The sequence below is a fragment of the Nocardia sp. NPDC051981 genome, from assembly GCF_040680715.1.
GTDB lineage: Bacteria > Actinomycetota > Actinomycetes > Mycobacteriales > Mycobacteriaceae > Nocardia.
Window position 1 is genome coordinate 208,762 of sequence record NZ_JBFAXK010000001.1, and the last position, 16,268, is coordinate 225,029.

Sequence of the window (16,268 nt, forward strand, 5' to 3'; positions counted from 1 at the left end):
ACGATGACGATCGAATCCGGGGAGACGGCGACGCGGCCTTTGCTCGGCCGGATCTCCCTCGCGAACCTGATCTGGGCCCAGGTTGCCGGACTGGTCGTTCTGGTCCTCGGCATACCGTGCGGGCTGACATGGTGGGGCGCACTCACTCTCGGCATAGTGGTCGGTCTGGTTCTTCTGTTACCTCTTGGCAAACGCACAGTCTCCGACTGGATCGCCACCGGCGGCCGCTTCCGCACCCGCCGCGGCCACCCGCCCGCCGAACTCATCGATTTCCGCGCCCCCGACGGGCGCTCGCTCGGGCTCTACCGGGACGGCAGTCGCGTGGTGGCGGTCGTCGAGGTGCTCGCGCCCAGGGGCGGATTGACCCGGCTCGGGCGCCGCACGGTGCAGGCCACCCACCTGCTGCCACTGCCGGAACTCGCGAAAAGCCTGAGCCGGCACGACATTCTGCTGTCGGGTATCGACATCGTCTCGCATGGCTTCCGCAGCCGCTCCGGCACACCCGCGGGCGCGATCTACGACACCCTGCTCGGCCCGCTGCCCGCCACCGCACACCGCACGGTATGGCTGGCCATCGCCTTCGACCCGATCACCTGCCCCGAGGCCGCAACCCGGCGCGGCGGCGGGCTGACCGGTGCGTGCCGGGCGGTCACCATCGCCACCCAGCGCATCATGCGCACCCTCGAGGACACCGACTGCTCGGCCCGGCTGCTCACCGCGCCCGAGATCCGGCAGGCCGCCCTGCAGGTCACCGCGGGCGTCGATCCGGGAGCGCTCACCCAGCGCTGGCGCTACGCCGAACTCGGCAACGGCGTGAACATCGGTGCGGCCGTGGATCCCCCGCGGCTGGCCTCCGATCTGCTCGCCCAGCTGTGGGTGCCCGCCTCACGCGGCACCACGGTAGCCGTGCGGCTGCGCCCGGGCCGTAGCGCCGACACGGTGCGCATCGGCGCGGCCTGGCGGCTCACCGTCCGGGAGCTGCCCGTGGAACCGGTACAGCAGCACATGATCTCCATGAACGGCCGCCACCGGGAGGGGCTGCTCGCACATCTCCCCTTCGCCGTACCGGGCCTGGACGACACCGTGCCCACCGAGATCCGCGACATCGCCGGCATCGGGGCCCTGCAGCTGCCCTCCGCCGGGTGCGGCCAGCTGCTCGGCTCCGACGACGACGGCAACGGCGTCGCCATCCGCCTTGTCGGGCAGGGTATTTCGAGCGTCCATCTGGCCGGGGAGCTCTATCTCGCCCAGCAGATCGTCTTCCGCGCCCTGGCAATCGGCGAACGCATCCTCATCCGCACCGACCGCCCCGAGGCCTGGCAGCAGCTGGTCACCACCATCGGCAATCCCGAACGCCTCACCGTAGCCGTCGAAACCCACCAATCCGACGCCGATTTCAGCGCGACCCTGGTGGACGGCGTCCTGGCCCCCGCGCCCCACGCCGGCATCACCACCATCTACCTGACCGGAGACCCGCTCGGCTGGCCCGGCACCAGACCCGACCTGTCCATCCACCAGCCCGCCGCCGCCGGCAACCGGATCGTCCTGCGCACCGGAACCACCGAGGTGCCCCTGACCCTGGTCTCCATTCCCCGCGAGTCCACCTACATCGGACAGCCCCGCGCCGCCGTCGCGCTCGCGCGCTAGCTGCCCGGATACTGATCCGCGGCACGGGCGGTGCGCAACGCCGCCGCCCACCAGGCGAGCTGGCGCAGCATGCGATCGGCGGCGTCGATGGCCGCGCCGTCCCGGGTCTCGCCCTCGGCGTCGAACTTGCGTTTGGCCTCATGGAAACTCACGGTCTCGCGAATGGAGACCATATGGATCTCGGCGACCACCTGCCGCAGCTGCTCGACCGCGCGCAACCCGCCCGACAGACCGCCATAGCTGACGAAACCGATGGGCTTGCCGCGCCATTCGCGCTTGACGCTGTCGAAGGCCGTCTTCAGCGAGGCCGGGTAGCCATGGTTGTACTCGGAGGTGACGGCCACGAACGCATCCGCGGCCCCGATCCGTTGCCGGAACGCCTGCACCTCCGGGGAATCCGTGAGGTTCAGCGGCAGCGGGGTGTCGAGGAGGTCGATGACGCCCACCTCGAAATCCGTGTCGGCGCGGGCGCGGCGCAGGAACCAGTCCGCGACCACCGGCGCGAACCGCTGGGGACGCACACTGGCGATGATGACCTCGAGCCGCAGCGGGGTGTCCATGCCGGGAGCCTATCGGCCGCGGGGTCAGCGCCGCCCGATCCCGCGCGCGGCATAGTCGGCCAGCCCCTTGGCGGGCTGGGTGCGCGCGGTGAAATCCAGCGCGTGCCGGGCTCTTTCCGGATGCGCGACGATATGGCGGATATCGGTGACGCGGCACTGCCCCGTCACCACCGGCGTCGGCCCGTCCACCGCCTTGGCCATGGCCGAGGCCACCTCCCACAGCGTGAGCGGCCGTCCCGAGGCGATGTTCAACGGCACGAATCCGGGCAGCCGGCGTTCCACGGCCGCGACGGTGGCCACCGCCGCGTCCCGGACATGCACGAAATCCCGCACCTGACCGCCGTCTTCGAACACCTGCGGCGGGCGGCCCGCCATCAGTTCGGCCCGAAAACGCGCTACCACACCGGATTCCGCCGACCGCACCCTGCGGCCGTCCGCCACCGGCTCGCCGTAGAGCTGGTGATACCGCAGCACCGCGGCATCCCCGCCGGTATTGACAACCCATGCCAGCGCGTAGTGCTCCTGCGCGACTTTGCTTGCCGCATAGGCGCTCCGGGGCCGCAGCGGTGCGTCCTCCCCCATCGGCTCCCAGGTCAGCACCTCCCCCGACCACGGCGCGCGATGATCGAACAATCCCCGATCCAGGTCACCGGGCCGCCGCAGACCCGGATAGAACGGCCCGCTGCGCACGCCCCGATACCGGCCCTCGCCGTACACGGCCACCGAGGACCCGAGCACCAGCCGCGGCACCCCCGCCCGCTCCATGGCGGCCAGCAGGACGGCCGTGCCGACGTCATTGTGCGCACCGTAGAGCGCGGCCCAGCGCATGCCCTCCGCGCCCGGCCGGGCCCCGCCGGCCCGGTCCGCGCCGAGCGGGGCGCGCACGCACGGACCGGCGCCGCGGGCGGCATCGTCACGGCCGCGCTGCCCCTCCACCGAGACGCGGCGCAGATGCGGAACGTCCTGCGGGGCAGCGAGATTCGAGGAGTCGGCGGGCACCAGCTCGATCGCGGCCCGCAGCTGCGGCAGCGGCACGGCCGCCGCCAGGTGGCAGACCACGTCGATATCGGCGAGCAGGGGTTCGAGCGCGTCCTCATCACGGACATCGAGGCGGAGAACATCCTCGGGGCCAGCGGCATTCGCACCGTGCACGCTCTCGAGCAACGCATCGATCGCGACGACCTCGTGACCGGCCGCCAGCAGAGCGCGGTGCACGTGGGAGCCCAGGTAACCGGCCGCGCCGGTCAGCAACACGCGCACGGGATCGGGACCGCCCGCATTCATGGTTCCAGCCTATTCGACCGGCCTCCGACGCTCAGGTCGGCTGGACAACGTCGCGACCACATGCTCATTCAGCCCGCCTCCCCGCGCCTGCGGCGGACGGCTGAGAGCCGTCCGCCGTTGGCAACCCGTGCCATCGGTTAGGTGCGAAACCGATTCTGGGCGTCCCCGGCGAGTTACCCTGATCGGCGCGAAATCAGTTGTTGCGTCTGATTCGAAGCGACCTGGGGAGCTCAGGGCAGCTCGAAAGGCAGTTGTACGCCGGTGCCCGTCAGCACGCGGCACTTGTCGCAGGTGTCGTCGCCTTCTACGGCGGCGACGGCGCGGCGTACCAGCGCCTTGAAGGGCACCAGGTTGCGCTCGAACTCGGCGAAGACGGCCGCGGCGCTGACGCCCTCACCGGTCTCCAGGCCCGCGTCCAGGTCGGTCACGAGAGCGATTGCGGCGTAGCACATTTCGAGCTCGCGGGCGAGCACGGCCTCCGGGTGCCCGGTCATGTTGACCAGCGCCCAGCCCTGTCCGGCGTACCAGCGGCTCTCGGCGCGGGTGGAGAAGCGCGGGCCCTCCACCACGACCATGGTGCCGTGATCGTGCGCGGGCAGCTCGTCGCCCAGGGCGCCGATCGCCGACGAACGCAGCTCCTCGCAGTACGGGTCCGCGAAGGCAACGTGCACCCCGCCGGTGTCGTAGAAGGTCTGGGCGCGACCGGAGGTGCGGTCCACCAGCTGGTCCGGCACCGACACGGTGCCCGGGCCCCAGTCCGCACGCAGGCTGCCGACCGCGCACGGGCCGAAGATGCGGCGCACGCCCAGCGAACGCAGGGCCCACATATTGGCGCGGTAGGGCACGGTGTGCGGCGAGAACTCGTGTTTGCGGCCGTGCCGCGGCACGAACGCCACCGCCCGCCCCTCCACCTGACCGATGGTGATGGGCGCGCTGGGCGCGCCGTAGGGGGTTTCGACCTCGACCGTGGTCGCATCATCGCCGAAGAAGTCGTAGAACCCGCTGCCTCCGATGATGGCGAGCGTTGCCCGTGGATCCTCACTCATGTCCACGATTCTCGCGCATGCGCGCTCGAGTGGTGGGACCAGGGCAAACCATGTACCCTAGGGGGGTATTAACGCCCGGGAGTGAGGACAGCGCAGGTGACCAACGACAAGACCGCGACCACAGACCCGGCTGCGCCCGCCGAAGCCGCTGAGGCCTGCCACGACCACGCCACCCACGGCTACATCACCGCCAAGGACGACTACCTCAAGCGCCTGCGCCGCATCGAGGGCCAGGCCCGCGGCCTGCAGCGCATGGTCGACGAGGAGAAGTACTGCATCGACATCCTCACCCAGGTCTCGGCCATGACCAAGGCCCTGCAGGCCGTCGCCATGGGCCTGCTCGAGGATCACATCAGCCACTGCGTGGTCGACGCGGCCATCGCCGGTGGCCCCGAGGCCGAGGCCAAGATCAAGGAAGCCACCGACGCCATCGCCCGCCTGGTGCGGAGCTAGGCCTCAGCAGGCGGCGATGCCGCCGGGATACGTACCCAAGGACACGGGCAGCGCCCAGCGGTCCGGGCCGGACTGCCAGCCGGAGGCGACCCGACGGGACCCGCGGCGGACAGGGACGGGGTCGCGGTCCTTGCGGTCACGCGCGGCCGGGACGGAGTCGCGCTGCCGGGTGTCGCCGCTGCCGGCGTCCAGGTCCAGATCGGCGTAGAGAATGCCCTCCGCGCCGTCCTCGAGCGGGGTCACCACTTCCCTGCCGTCCGCGGCGTAGATGCGGGCGCGGCCGGTGGGGCCGCCGATCCGAGGGGCGCCGCCCATACCGTCGAACGCCGGCTCCCCCACCACCGCGGTGGGCGCGAGCACGAAGGCGCCGACCTCCAGCGCGTACATCCGGCTGACCGTGATGCTCGAATCCGGCCCGGCCGCATCGGCGTACGGACTGCCGGGCCAGGCGGCCACGTGGATCTGCTCCTCGTCGGCGCGCAGCGCACGGGTGAGCAGTGGCCGCTGGTTCTCCTGCCCGGACAACGCGGCGTACTTGCCGATCGGAGTGTGGTGCACCGCAGGCAGATTCGGAGTTCCGGAGGCGAATATCTTGCGTTCCACGCTGTTCAGCCCGGCCTTGCGGCGTACGGACAGCAACTCGCCGGAATCGTCGATCACGGCCTGCGACATATAGATTCGCCGATCCCGGCGTTCACCGAATCCGAGGACGACGTGAATGCCGTGTGCGGCGGCGGCCCCGGTGATCGCGCGCATTTCCACGCCATCTCGAGTCATCGAATTCTCGCGGCACCGGGTGGAGTATTCGACGTTCCACTGATTGGTATCGATCCAGCGCCACCAGGGATATCCCGGAAGAAATGCCTCCGGGAATGCGATCAGCCGGGCGCCCTGCGTCGCTGCTGCTCGGATCAGTTCGACGACCTGTTCCACGCCGTCGGACAGCCGTAGCCAGCTGGGTTCGGCCTGGACGGCGGCGACTCGCACCGTAATCCTCATCGCTGTTCCCTCATGGAACGTGATGCTTGCCAAGAGTTTCCGGCAAAACAATGGCGACGAGTGCCGAATCACCGACTGATCATGCCAGGGTACGAAAAGCCCCCGGAGTCGTGCCCATTTCCAATCGGAAGCTTCGGTAGAAACTACGCTCGGTGAGGAATCCCGACGCTTTCGCAACGGCCGAAAGCGGCAACTGTGGCGCATTTCGTAGTAGGTCGCAAGCACGTTCGATTCGCATACGGCGCAACACCGTTCCCGGTCCACCCTCGAACTCGCCGAACACCCGGTAGAGAGTACGGCGCGACATGCGGCAGCCCTCGGCGATTCGATCGACTCCGAGATCCGGGTCCGCACAGTTGCTGCGCATGAAGGCCAGCACCCGCTGCCGATTCAGGGCGTCGGCGGACTGGTCGTGCGGGGTGCGCCCGGACGCCGCGATCACCGCCGCCGCCAGCAGATCCACCCCCGGTTCGGCCAGCAGTGCCGCCCCGGCCGGATCGGTACGCTGCAATCCCGCGACACCCCGGAAGAATTGCGCCACGATTCCCGGCGCGGTTCCACCGGAAAACACGGTGGCCGTGGGGACTTCGGGATCGGAAACGCCGTAGTGATCGCGCAGCCGGCTCAGTGGGACCTGCACCACGACCTGTTCCCACTCCTGCTGCAGATCCCACTGGTAGGGACGAGTGGTGTCGTAGAACACGATCGAACCGGGACGGACATCGGCTACGCGGCCGTCCTGCTGCAGGCGCGCGTGACCCGAAAGCGGAATACTCGCGATCAGATACTCGTCATTCGCCTGCGCTATCAGCCGATCGGTGCGGCGGATGAACTGAGTGGAGGATCCGGCGACGGTCAGATCGAGGTCGCCATATCGAGCGTGTTCGATATAGCCAACAAAACGATCGGTCGGTTTTGGTGAAACCGCCAATGGCACATAGGCATCGCTCACGTGCGCTTCCCAGCGCTCGAATGCCTCCGCCGCCGACTGCTCCGGTCCGGACCGCACCTCGATCCGATCGACCGCTTCTGACCGTTCCACTCCCCATCCCTCGATGACAATGATCGGCCCATGTACGGCCGAATACTCGGGAGAGTGTGTCAGATCAGGGGAATTCGAGCCAATACCCCGGAGCGGTACGCGGCGATACCACTAGGCCGCGGACTCGAAGCTCAGGTCCAGTTCCAGATCGGCGTACAGCATACCCTGTTCGTGCCCGGCCAGCGGCGACGCCAGTTCCTCGCCGCCCGGCGCGAAGATACGCGCATGCCCGCCCGGCCCGGGTACCAGCTGCTTGGCCGGCTCCGATCCCCGGCGGCTCTCACCGCCCGCCACATCCATCACCGCACACGCCGCGATCACGTTCAACTGCCCGACCACCGCGTACCAGAGCGTGGCCGCATTGTTCACGCGCACACCCCAATCCACGTCTCGCGCCACGATGAACCCCGGCCAGGACACCACGTGGATCTGCGCGCCGGTGCGCTCCAGCTCCCGCCGCGCCGGCAGATGCAACTGCTCGGAGCCGCCCTGCACCGCGATGCGGCCGATGCCGGTGTGGAAGACCTGCGACTCGCCCGGCTCGCCACTGCGGAAGATCTTGTGCTCCAGCGGCGTCAGCTCGGGCTTGCGACGGATTCCGAGCAGTACCCCGCGATCATCGATGAGGCACTGCGACATGTAGAGCGCACTGGCACTGCGCTCGCTGAAGCCGAGCAGCACGTGAATGCGATGCCGCCGCGCGGCGTCGGCGATACGCCGGAACTCGGTGCGGCCCACCGTCATCGAATGCGTGCGATACCGGGCGAAGAACCCCTGTCCCCAGCTCACCGATTCCAGCCACAACCACCACGGATATCCGGGCAGGAAGGTCTCCGGGAAGGCCACCAGCTGCGCGCCGCCCGCGGCCGCGTCCTCGATCAACTCGATGGTCTGCTGGACACCGGCGCGCAGATCCAGCCATCGTGGCTCGGCTTGGACGGCGGCGACTCGCACCTTGGTCGGCACGTCGGCTCCTTCGACGGGTATCGGATGATGTGCAATCACCCTTCGCCGAACGTGAACCGGTCACAGCGACATACTGTGCCGGGCTACCGACCGCGCGTGCCTGCGTCCAGTTGTGACCGAAATTGACCGGGCGTCACCCCGGTTTCCTGGCGAAATGCGCGATAGAAATGGCGATCGGTGGCAAATCCGGAAGCCGAAGCAATCGCCGAGAGCGGCCGGGCCGGGTCGGCCCGCAACAGTCGCTGGGCATGCTCGACCCGCATGCGGCGCACCAGTGCGGCGGGGCCGCCGATGTCCTCGCACACCCGGTAGAGCGTGCGGCGCGAGACCAGGCAGGCGTGCGCCACCTCATCGACGGTCAGATCCGGATCGGTATAGCGCTGGCGCAGCACCGACAGCACCTGCTGGCGCGTGTAGAGCGAATCGGCCGGCGCGGGCGAGTTCTGCCCGTTGGCCAGCAGCACCGCCGAGGAGAGCATGGCCGTGATCTGCGATTCGAGGGCATGTGCGGCCCGATCGGTTTCCTTGACCGGGAGGGCCGCCATGCCGCGGAAGAAGTCGACCACCACACCCATAGCGCCGGTGGCGGGTAGCGCCTTGGCTATCGGTAGCTCGTCGCGCACCAGCCCGGCGTGATCGAGCACCGCGCTCATGGGCGCGCGCACGATCGTGGACACCGCGTTCTCGGTGGTGCGGCTCTCGATCGGGCGGGCGCTGTCGTAGAAGGCGATGGACCCGGCCCCGCCCTCGGTGATCCGGCCGTTCTGCTCGGTCCAGTTCGCGCCCTCCACAACAATGTTCACCAGCAGGAAGTCCCCGGCGGCCTGATCGAGCTGGCGCTTGTTACGCACCACCCGCTGCGCGCTGGAGGTCATCATGGTGAGGCTGGAGTGATCGAACTGAGTGAAGCGCAGCTTGCCGTGCCACTGACCCTTGCCGAGCGGCTCACAGATCGACGGCAGCACCGCGTCGGCCACAATGGCCTCCCACCGCTCGAATGCCTGCCGCGCGGAAACCTCTGAGGTCGTACGGACTTCGGCGCTGGCAGTGGACGCAATTCCCACACCGTGCATCATTCCACTACCGGACGCCGGGAAACTGCGAATGAAGTCGACCGATGCGACAAAACCGACCAGTCGTCCGGATTGTCCTGGTAGTCAAGCCGATCCGGATAGGCCGCCTGCCCGGTCGCCGGCGGCTCGAAGGCGGCGACCGGGCGGCGCCTCACCAGTATTCCCATCCGCCGGGCCGCTGTGACTGCCCGGGCGTGCCAGATCACTGCCAATTGACGTCAGCCCCGACACACCTCCTGATCAGGCATGACTCGACCGGAATTCGCCAGGGGTCATCCCCATCTCGCGTTTGAAGGCCCGATAGAACTGCCGCTCGGACACGAAGCCCGATGCCCGGCCCACGGACAGCAGCGGCCTAGTCGGATCGGTGCGGATCAGGGCCAGTGCCCGCTCGATCCGCATGCGCCGGAGCATGGCCGCCACACCGTCCTCGCCCTGCTCGAACAACCGGTACAGGGTGCGGCGTGACACCGCGCAGGCGCCGGCCACCTGATCGATGGTGAGTTCCGGGTCGGCGTAATGGCGTTGGATGAACGCCAGCGCCCGCTGTTTGGCCAGCGTCTGCGCGGGTTCGTCGCGCGGCAGCTCGCCCGCCGCCAGCTGCACCACCGAAGCGAGCAGTCCCGTACCGTGTTTGGCCAGCACCGCCGCCTGGTCCGGTGCGGTGTACTGCAATTGCGCCAGCCCGCAGAAGAAGCGGCCCACGATTCCGGCCGCCCCCTCGGGCGGAAAGCGCACCGCGGTCGGCAGCCGGTCCGCCGGCACCCCCGACGCCCCCACCACCGCCGCCAGCGGAACCTGCACCGACACCACGCCCCAGGACTGCTCGAAATGCGCGCTGAAGGGCCGGGAACTGACGTGCAGGGTGAGCCCGCCGTCGGCGAGTTCCCCGACCCGCCCGTCCTGCTCCAGCCAGCCGTGCCCGTGCGTGGTCACGCTGGCGAACAGAATGGGTTCCTCGGGCTCGTGGAGGAGCCGCGGTATCCGGCTGAGGTGCTGACCGCTGGCCGTCACCATGGACACATCGATGCCGTCGAATCGCGATTGCACGATGCGCGCCCGGAACTCCCCCGACCGCACCGGTGTCACCACCAGCGGAACGTAGGCCGCTGCGACAACGGCCTCCCATTCCTCGAAAGTCTCCTGCTGCGAAACCTCCGGTGTGGACCGAACCTCCATCACCGCGGGCTCGACGCCGCCCCTCATCGCCCGATTCTCGCACCCCACGCCCGCCCCGATCCGCGAATTCCCTTAACAATATCCAACTTTCATCACATCGCCCGAATTTCCCCATTCCCCGCAACTCACACCACTAATCTTCATCCCGGACTTGCGCTTTCGCCCACATCGCCCTCTGCAATCACATGCCCATCATTTCCACCCGACACCGAATTAGCCGCCCCGCCCGCTGTGCAGTCCGGACCACATCGAACGGTCGAGTCGATCGTCCGCAGCTGCGCGCGCAGTACCGGCGCGGCGAGCGCATACGGCGGCAGATCGGCTTCGGGGTCGTCGTCGTCCGGGTCGTCGAACACGTCGAGATCCGCCATCAGCGCCGCGCGGTCCCGACGTGCCCGCCGATCCAGCGCCGACTCCACCTGCCGGCGAAACTCCCACGGCGACAGCCGCTCCGTGACGCCGGGCAGGTCCGCGCCGGCCAACTGCCGTTCCACGGCCGCCCGATCACCGGGGAGCAGGTCGATGACCTCGGCGATCTCCCCACCCCGCGGCCCCGCTTCGATTTCCCCATATCAAGGACTATCCGCCCGTACCCCCGGCCGCCACATCGCAAAGCGAAACTTCGCACCCCCGAACCAAAAAGAAGTTCGCCCTTTACTTTTCGTGCTCATCCACGCCGCGGTCGAACGCGCCGCCAGCGACGAGCCGCTAGTTGAACCGGTGCAGCCGACGCATGTGGTCCGGCCCGGGTGTGCGGGTGCTTCCGAAGCCCGAAACGGCCGAGACCGCACGTCAGTTGGTGGAACACTGCGTCAGCGCGGTCGCTTGTCAGCGTTCGGCCGGCCGGTTGCCGTGTGCCGCACGGGTGCAGGACGAGTCAGTCGCCGCAGCAACCTTCGGGGTCGGGAACGGTGCGGACCTCGCGGGTCTGGGCATTGCGGGCGGCCAGGTCGGCGTCGTCCGGGTAGTCGACCGCGATCAGCGACAGCCCGTGGGCCGGGGCCACGGTGACAGAGCTCGAGCGCTCACGCTCGTTCAGCAAACCGGCGATCCAGGCGGGCGTGCGGCGGCCTTCCCCCACGGCCAGGACACCGCCGACCAGACTCCGGACCATGGACCAGCAGAAGGCGTCGGCGCTGACATAGGCGGTCAGCAGGTCGCCCTCCCGGACCCAGTCGAAGCGCTGCAGTTCCCGGATGGTGGTCGCGCCCTCACGGCGGCGGCAGAACGCGGCGAAATCATGCAGGCCCAACAGCTTTCGGGACGCCGCACGCATGGCCTCGACATCGGGGCCCGGGCGGCAGGGGACGACACTGCGCGCCCGAAGCGGTTCCGCGCCATAGGGAGCCGTGGTCAGGCGGTAGGCGTAGTGGCGGCGGATGGCGGAGAAGCGGGCGTCGAACTCGGGCGGCGCGAGGCCGGCCGCCTTGACACGCACATCCTTCGGCAGGAAGCGCGCGAGCCGGTGCACCAGCTTGGGACCGTCCACCTCGGTGTGCGTATCGAAGTGCGCGACTTGACCTTCCGCGTGCACGCCCGCGTCGGTGCGCCCGGCCACGGTGAGCTGGATGGGCTCGCGCTGCACCTTGCTCAGCGCGTCCTCCAGCACGCCCTGCACGGTGCGCAGGCCGGGCTGGCGCGCCCAGCCGGTGAAATCGGTGCCGTCGTAACTGATGTCCAGCCGTACCCGAATCGAAACCGGTTCGGGCGTCGGATCCTCCACGGTCACAGCGATCTCCTGGTTAACATGGAGAAAGCCCGCCGACCCGGAGGGGACGGCGGGCTCACTCATGGAATCTCACCCTCGGGGTTTCCGGGATGCCCTGAAACCCCTTGTCGAGTCCGAAGGACCGGATTTACTCCGCGGCCTTGTCCTCGGCGGCAGCCTCTTCGGCCGGAGCCTCGGTGACAGCCTCTTCGGCCTTGGCCTCGGCCGGAGCCTCGGCAGCCTTCTGCGAAGCGGCGACACGACGGGCACGGTCGGCCTCGTTGGTCACGGTCTTCTCGCGGACCAGCTCGATGATCGCCATCGGAGCGTTGTCACCCTTGCGGGGGATGGTCTTGATGATGCGGGTGTAGCCACCCTCACGGCCCTCGAACGAGGGACCGATCTCCGCGAACAGGGCGTGCACGACGTCCTTGGAGCGGATCACCTTCATGACCTCGCGACGGTCGGCCAGGGTGCCGCCCTTCGCCTTGGTGACAAGCTTCTCGGCGTAGGGGCGCAGCGCCTTGGCCTTGGCCTCGGTGGTCGTGATGCGACCGTGCTCGAAGAGCGCCGTCGCCAGGTTGGCGAAGATCGCCTTCTGGTGCGACGCCGTCCCGCCGAAGCGGGCACCCTTCTTGGGCTTGGGCATTGTTTGAATCTCCTGTGTTGAAGGCCGATTCGGGGCGCTACACCCCGAATGACCTAAAGCTGTTCGGTCTCGGCGTAGTCCTGCTCGCCGTTGTCGGTGTCGCTGAACGAACCGCTGTCGCTCCAGGTGCCGCTGGCCGCGTCGTAGCCGACGACGGAGGACGGATCGAAGGAAGCCGGAGAATCCTTGAGGGACAGGCCGAGCGAGTGCAGCTTGACCTTGACCTCGTCGATGGACTTCTGACCGAAGTTGCGGATGTCCAGCAGGTCCGACTCGGTGCGGGCGACCAGCTCGCCGACGGTGTGCACGCCTTCACGCTTGAGGCAGTTGTACGACCGCACAGTGAGATCCAGGTCCTCGATCGGCAGGCCGAACGAAGCGATGTGGTCCGCTTCGGCCGGCGAGGGGCCGATCTCGATGCCCTCGGCCTCGACGTTCAGCTCGCGCGCGAGACCGAACAGCTCGACCAGGGTCTTGCCCGCCGACGCCAGCGCATCCCGCGCGGAGATCGAGTTCTTGGTCTCGACATCCAGGATGAGCCGGTCGAAGTCGGTGCGCTGCTCGACACGGGTGGCCTCGACCTTGTACGTCACCTTGAGAACCGGCGAGTAGATCGAGTCAACCGGAATCCGGCCGATTTCCGCACCCGACGCCTTGTTCTGGACGGCCGGGACGTAGCCGCGACCGCGCTCGACCACGAGCTCGATCTCCAGCTTGCCCTTGTCGTTCAGGGTGGCGATGTGCATGTCCGGGTTGTGCACGGTCACGCCCGCCGGGGGGACGATGTCACCGGCGGTGACGGTGCCCGGGCCCTGCTTGCGCACGTACATGGTGACCGGCTCGTCCTCTTCGGACGACACGACCAGGCCCTTGAGGTTCAGGATGATGTCGGTGACATCCTCCTTCACGCCCGGGACGGTGGTGAACTCGTGCAGCACGCCATCGATGCGAATGCTGGTGACAGCGGCACCAGGAATCGACGACAGCAGCGTGCGGCGCAGCGAGTTGCCGAGGGTGTAACCGAAGCCCGGCTCCAGCGGTTCGATGGTGAACCGCGACCGGTTCTCGGACACAACCTCTTCGGTCAGCGTCGGTCGCTGTGAAATCAGCATTTCTTCCTCCTTCGAGCGCCCACCATTTGACGCTCACGATTGGGAACTGTTGCGGCCCTGGCGGTTACACCGGGGCCGCAACCAGCGGCGCGCGTACGCGCACCTATTACTTCGAGTAGAACTCGACGATCAGCTGTTCCTGCAGCGGAACATCGATCTGCGCACGCTCGGGGAGCTGGTGCACCAGGATCCGGAGGCGGCCGGGAACAACCTGCAGCCAGCCCGGGATCGGGCGGTCGCCCACGGTCTCACGCGCCACCTGGAAGGGGTACATGGCCAGCGACTTCGGCTTGACATCGATGATGTCGTACTGCGAGACCTGGAAGCTGGGCACATCCACCTTCACACCGTTGACGGTGAAGTGGCCGTGCGAGACCAGCTGACGGGCGCCACGACGGGTCCGGGCCAGGCCGGCGCGGTACACGACGTTGTCCAGCCGCGACTCGAGCAGACGCAGCAGGTTGTCGCCGGTCTTGCCCTTCTGGCGGTTGGCCTCTTCGTAGTAGCGGCGGAACTGCTTCTCCATGACGCCGTACGAGAAGCGAGCCTTCTGCTTCTCCTGCAGCTGCATGAGGTACTCGGACTCCTTGATCCGCGCGCGGCCGTGCTGGCCGGGCGGGTAAGGACGACGCTCGAACGCCTGGTCGCCTCCGACGAGGTCGACACGCAGACGACGCGACTTGCGGGTGATAGGGCCGGTATAACGAGCCATTGTTTTCTACTCTTCCTTCCCGCTAGACGCGACGCCGCTTGGGCGGACGGCAGCCGTTGTGCGGCTGCGGGGTGACATCGGAGATCGTGCCGACCTCGAGGCCGGCGGCCTGGAGGGAACGGATCGCGGTCTCGCGGCCCGAACCCGGGCCCTTCACGAAGACGTCGACCTTCTTGACGCCGTTCTCCTGCGCCTTGCGGGCAGCGTTCTCGGCGGCCAGCTGCGCGGCGAACGGGGTCGACTTACGCGAGCCCTTGAAACCGACGTGGCCGGAGGACGCCCAGGAGATGACGTTGCCTTCGGGGTCGGTGATGGACACGATCGTGTTGTTGAACGTGCTCTTGATGTGCGCGTGGCCGTGCGGGATGTTCTTCTTATCCCGGCGACGCGACTTCTGAGTCTTCTTCGGGCCCGAGGCCCGGCTCTTCGGAGGCATGCGCTATCCCTACTTCTTCTTGCCGGCGACGGTCTTCTTCGGACCCTTGCGCGTGCGGGCGTTGGTCTTGGTCCGCTGGCCACGCACAGGCAGGCCACGACGGTGGCGGATGCCCTGGTAGCAGCCGATCTCGATCTTGCGACGAATGTCGGCCTGCACCTCGCGGCGCAGGTCACCCTCGACCTTGAAGTCCTGCGACTCGATGTAGTCGCGGAGCTTGGTCAGGTCGTCATCGCTGAGGTCCTTGGAACGCAGGTCCGGGCTGACGCCGGTAACGTCCAGGATCTCCTTGGCGCGGGTACGGCCGATGCCGAAGATGTAGGTCAGCGCGATCTCCATGCGCTTTTCGCGCGGGAGGTCGACGCCCATCAGACGTGCCATGGTTGGCGATTCCTTACTTTTGCGGAGGTCTGCTCCCTGTCCGTCCCCTCGTGAGTGGGGCCCCGGCCTCCGTACCGGGGGTGGGCCGCCATCCGTCCCCTATGGGACTCGGCGACGGCGACTGGCGCTGGGAGTTTCTTCTTTGTTGCCAATCCGAACCGCGTTCGGTGCTTGGCGGTGAGCGACCGGGGGCGTGAAGAATCCACTGTCCCGGCGATCACGGCACGAGGCCGCAATCAGCCCTGACGCTGCTTGTGGCGCAGGTTCTCGCAGATCACCATGACCCGACCGTGGCGGCGGATCACCTTGCACTTCTCGCAGATCGGCTTGACGGACGGCTGAACCTTCACGTCAGATCCAATCTGGGTCGGTGTTCACTGGCCGTGAACACAGTTTTTCCCCGGCCGGTTTGACCGGGGAAAACCCGGGACTCGCGCCCCGGAAGTCTTTGGCACCCGCGGGGGTGACTCACTTGTAGCGGTAGACGATGCGGCCGCGGGTCAGGTCGTAGGGCGACAGCTCCACGACGACGCGGTCCTCGGGCAGGATGCGGATGTAGTGCTGCCGCATCTTGCCGCTGATGTGGGCCAGCACCTTGTGACCGTTTTCCAGCTCGATCCGGAACATCGCGTTGGGCAACGGCTCGATAACCCGGCCCTCGACCTCGATGGCCCCTTCCTTCTTCGCCATATCCTCCGCGATCCCGGTTAGGCTGAACCTGGTTGGTTCAAGCTCATTACGGCAGGTCGGCCCCGAAGTTGGTGGTGCATTGCGGCCAACCCGGTGACATACTCACTGGAGGCGGCACTAGGACATGCCACAACCACTATGTAAGTCACCAGCGACCTAGCTTACCCGTTTCCCCAGACCCGGCCAAATACGGGTGCCGTGACGTGCCCCGCTGTGCACAGCCGATGCCACCGGTTGCGCGCAGCACGCCACCGGGCGGACGAGATACGCCGGGCGCGCGCCCGTCGGAGATCGCTAAACTACGCGCTGTCCTGCACGCTCAATCGAACAC

General features: G+C 67.9%; 19 protein-coding genes. 2 read left to right on the plus strand and 17 right to left on the minus strand.

Features of this window, described 5'->3' with window-relative positions; genetic code table 11:
• The first annotated feature begins 3 nt into the window (after nt 1-3).
• A complete protein-coding gene (gene eccE, locus AB0L60_RS00950) occupies nt 4-1,647 on the plus strand; it encodes a type VII secretion protein EccE (protein WP_364605437.1) in 1,644 nt (547 codons plus the stop codon).
• Here the strand turns inward: eccE and AB0L60_RS00955 are convergent.
• The 3 genes from AB0L60_RS00955 to AB0L60_RS00965 all read right to left on the minus strand — a co-directional run bounded on the left by AB0L60_RS00955 (nt 1,644) and on the right by AB0L60_RS00965 (nt 4,537).
• On the minus strand, nt 1,644-2,207 hold the full coding sequence (locus tag AB0L60_RS00955) for an NAD(P)H-dependent oxidoreductase (protein ID WP_364605439.1): 564 nt from the start codon (nt 2,205-2,207) through the stop codon (nt 1,644-1,646). The two genes, eccE and AB0L60_RS00955, sit on opposite strands and share 4 nt — an antisense overlap.
• A gap of 24 nt (nt 2,208-2,231) precedes the next feature.
• On the minus strand, nt 2,232-3,467 hold the full coding sequence (locus tag AB0L60_RS00960) for an NAD-dependent epimerase/dehydratase family protein (RefSeq protein ID WP_364606701.1): 1,236 nt from the start codon (nt 3,465-3,467) through the stop codon (nt 2,232-2,234).
• 254 nt (nt 3,468-3,721) lie between these two features.
• Nucleotides 3,722-4,537 carry an S-methyl-5'-thioadenosine phosphorylase gene (locus tag AB0L60_RS00965; protein WP_364605441.1) on the minus strand — a complete coding sequence of 272 codons (816 nt, stop codon included), beginning with the start codon at nt 4,535-4,537 and terminating at the stop codon, nt 3,722-3,724.
• 183 nt (nt 4,538-4,720) lie between these two features.
• Between AB0L60_RS00965 and AB0L60_RS00970 the strand changes: the two genes are divergently transcribed.
• Nucleotides 4,721-4,990 (plus strand): metal-sensitive transcriptional regulator, encoded by a 270-nt coding sequence (locus tag AB0L60_RS00970; RefSeq protein ID WP_354831600.1) that lies wholly within the window; start codon nt 4,721-4,723, stop codon nt 4,988-4,990.
• Between the two features lie 3 nt (nt 4,991-4,993).
• Here the strand turns inward: AB0L60_RS00970 and AB0L60_RS00975 are convergent, their stop codons facing one another.
• The 14 genes from AB0L60_RS00975 to infA all read right to left on the minus strand — a co-directional run bounded on the left by AB0L60_RS00975 (nt 4,994) and on the right by infA (nt 15,937).
• A complete protein-coding gene (locus AB0L60_RS00975) occupies nt 4,994-5,989 on the minus strand; it encodes a nitrilase-related carbon-nitrogen hydrolase (RefSeq protein WP_364605443.1) in 996 nt (331 codons plus the stop codon).
• A 79-nt stretch (nt 5,990-6,068) separates the two neighbouring features.
• Nucleotides 6,069-7,031 (minus strand): helix-turn-helix domain-containing protein, encoded by a 963-nt coding sequence (locus tag AB0L60_RS00980; RefSeq protein ID WP_364605445.1) that lies wholly within the window; start codon nt 7,029-7,031, stop codon nt 6,069-6,071.
• A 111-nt stretch (nt 7,032-7,142) separates the two neighbouring features.
• Nucleotides 7,143-7,997, minus strand: coding sequence for a nitrilase-related carbon-nitrogen hydrolase (locus tag AB0L60_RS00985; RefSeq protein ID WP_364605447.1), 855 nt, complete (start codon nt 7,995-7,997; stop codon nt 7,143-7,145).
• Between the two features lie 83 nt (nt 7,998-8,080).
• On the minus strand, nt 8,081-9,061 hold the full coding sequence (locus tag AB0L60_RS00990) for an AraC family transcriptional regulator (protein WP_364605449.1): 981 nt from the start codon (nt 9,059-9,061) through the stop codon (nt 8,081-8,083).
• A 249-nt stretch (nt 9,062-9,310) separates the two neighbouring features.
• The gene (locus AB0L60_RS00995; RefSeq protein ID WP_364605451.1) at nt 9,311-10,276 is read right to left on the minus strand and encodes a helix-turn-helix domain-containing protein; all 966 of its coding nucleotides are present in this window, start codon (nt 10,274-10,276) and stop codon (nt 9,311-9,313) included.
• Nucleotides 10,277-10,389: 113 nt separating this feature from the next.
• Nucleotides 10,390-10,731, minus strand: coding sequence for a hypothetical protein (locus tag AB0L60_RS01000; protein WP_364605453.1), 342 nt, complete (start codon nt 10,729-10,731; stop codon nt 10,390-10,392).
• A gap of 395 nt (nt 10,732-11,126) precedes the next feature.
• Entirely contained in the window at nt 11,127-12,041 is a 915-nt protein-coding gene (truA, locus tag AB0L60_RS01005) for a tRNA pseudouridine(38-40) synthase TruA (RefSeq protein ID WP_364605455.1), read from the minus strand.
• A 64-nt stretch (nt 12,042-12,105) separates the two neighbouring features.
• Entirely contained in the window at nt 12,106-12,606 is a 501-nt protein-coding gene (gene rplQ, locus AB0L60_RS01010) for a 50S ribosomal protein L17 (RefSeq protein ID WP_364605457.1), read from the minus strand.
• A gap of 53 nt (nt 12,607-12,659) precedes the next feature.
• Nucleotides 12,660-13,718 carry a DNA-directed RNA polymerase subunit alpha gene (locus AB0L60_RS01015; protein ID WP_040855475.1) on the minus strand — a complete coding sequence of 353 codons (1,059 nt, stop codon included), beginning with the start codon at nt 13,716-13,718 and terminating at the stop codon, nt 12,660-12,662.
• A gap of 106 nt (nt 13,719-13,824) precedes the next feature.
• Nucleotides 13,825-14,430 carry a 30S ribosomal protein S4 gene (rpsD, locus tag AB0L60_RS01020; protein WP_040855473.1) on the minus strand — a complete coding sequence of 202 codons (606 nt, stop codon included), beginning with the start codon at nt 14,428-14,430 and terminating at the stop codon, nt 13,825-13,827.
• A gap of 22 nt (nt 14,431-14,452) precedes the next feature.
• Nucleotides 14,453-14,866, minus strand: coding sequence for a 30S ribosomal protein S11 (rpsK, locus tag AB0L60_RS01025; RefSeq protein ID WP_040855472.1), 414 nt, complete (start codon nt 14,864-14,866; stop codon nt 14,453-14,455).
• A 9-nt stretch (nt 14,867-14,875) separates the two neighbouring features.
• A complete protein-coding gene (gene rpsM, locus AB0L60_RS01030; protein ID WP_040855471.1) occupies nt 14,876-15,247 on the minus strand; it encodes a 30S ribosomal protein S13 in 372 nt (123 codons plus the stop codon).
• A gap of 236 nt (nt 15,248-15,483) precedes the next feature.
• The gene (gene rpmJ / locus AB0L60_RS01035; protein WP_033085975.1) at nt 15,484-15,597 is read right to left on the minus strand and encodes a 50S ribosomal protein L36; all 114 of its coding nucleotides are present in this window, start codon (nt 15,595-15,597) and stop codon (nt 15,484-15,486) included.
• Nucleotides 15,598-15,715: 118 nt separating this feature from the next.
• Nucleotides 15,716-15,937: a translation initiation factor IF-1 gene (gene infA, locus AB0L60_RS01040; protein WP_040804562.1), complete on the minus strand. Its 222-nt coding sequence runs from the start codon at nt 15,935-15,937 to the stop codon at nt 15,716-15,718.
• Between the last annotated feature and the right edge of the window lie 331 nt (nt 15,938-16,268).

What these genes read in the sequence shown, in the direction of transcription:
- rpsM (WP_040855471.1), bottom strand. Translation starts at nt 15,247, where the DNA reads ATGGCACGTCTGATGGGCGTCGACCTCCCGCGCGAAAAGCGCATGGAG.
- AB0L60_RS00965 (WP_364605441.1), bottom strand. Translation starts at nt 4,537, where the DNA reads ATGAGTGAGGATCCACGGGCAACGCTCGCCATCATCGGAGGCAGCGGG.
- AB0L60_RS00995 (WP_364605451.1), bottom strand. Translation starts at nt 10,276, where the DNA reads ATGAGGGGCGGCGTCGAGCCCGCGGTGATGGAGGTTCGGTCCACACCG.
- infA (WP_040804562.1), bottom strand. Translation starts at nt 15,937, where the DNA reads ATGGCGAAGAAGGAAGGGGCCATCGAGGTCGAGGGCCGGGTTATCGAG.
- rpsD (WP_040855473.1), bottom strand. Translation starts at nt 14,430, where the DNA reads ATGGCTCGTTATACCGGCCCTATCACCCGCAAGTCGCGTCGTCTGCGT.
- AB0L60_RS00975 (WP_364605443.1), bottom strand. Translation starts at nt 5,989, where the DNA reads ATGAGGATTACGGTGCGAGTCGCCGCCGTCCAGGCCGAACCCAGCTGG.
- rplQ (WP_364605457.1), bottom strand. Translation starts at nt 12,606, where the DNA reads ATGCCCAAGCCCAAGAAGGGTGCCCGCTTCGGCGGGACGGCGTCGCAC.
- truA (WP_364605455.1), bottom strand. Translation starts at nt 12,041, where the DNA reads ATGAGTGAGCCCGCCGTCCCCTCCGGGTCGGCGGGCTTTCTCCATGTT.
- AB0L60_RS01015 (WP_040855475.1), bottom strand. Translation starts at nt 13,718, where the DNA reads ATGCTGATTTCACAGCGACCGACGCTGACCGAAGAGGTTGTGTCCGAG.
- rpsK (WP_040855472.1), bottom strand. Translation starts at nt 14,866, where the DNA reads ATGCCTCCGAAGAGCCGGGCCTCGGGCCCGAAGAAGACTCAGAAGTCG.
- AB0L60_RS00955 (WP_364605439.1), bottom strand. Translation starts at nt 2,207, where the DNA reads ATGGACACCCCGCTGCGGCTCGAGGTCATCATCGCCAGTGTGCGTCCC.
- eccE (WP_364605437.1), top strand. Translation starts at nt 4, where the DNA reads ATGACGATCGAATCCGGGGAGACGGCGACGCGGCCTTTGCTCGGCCGG.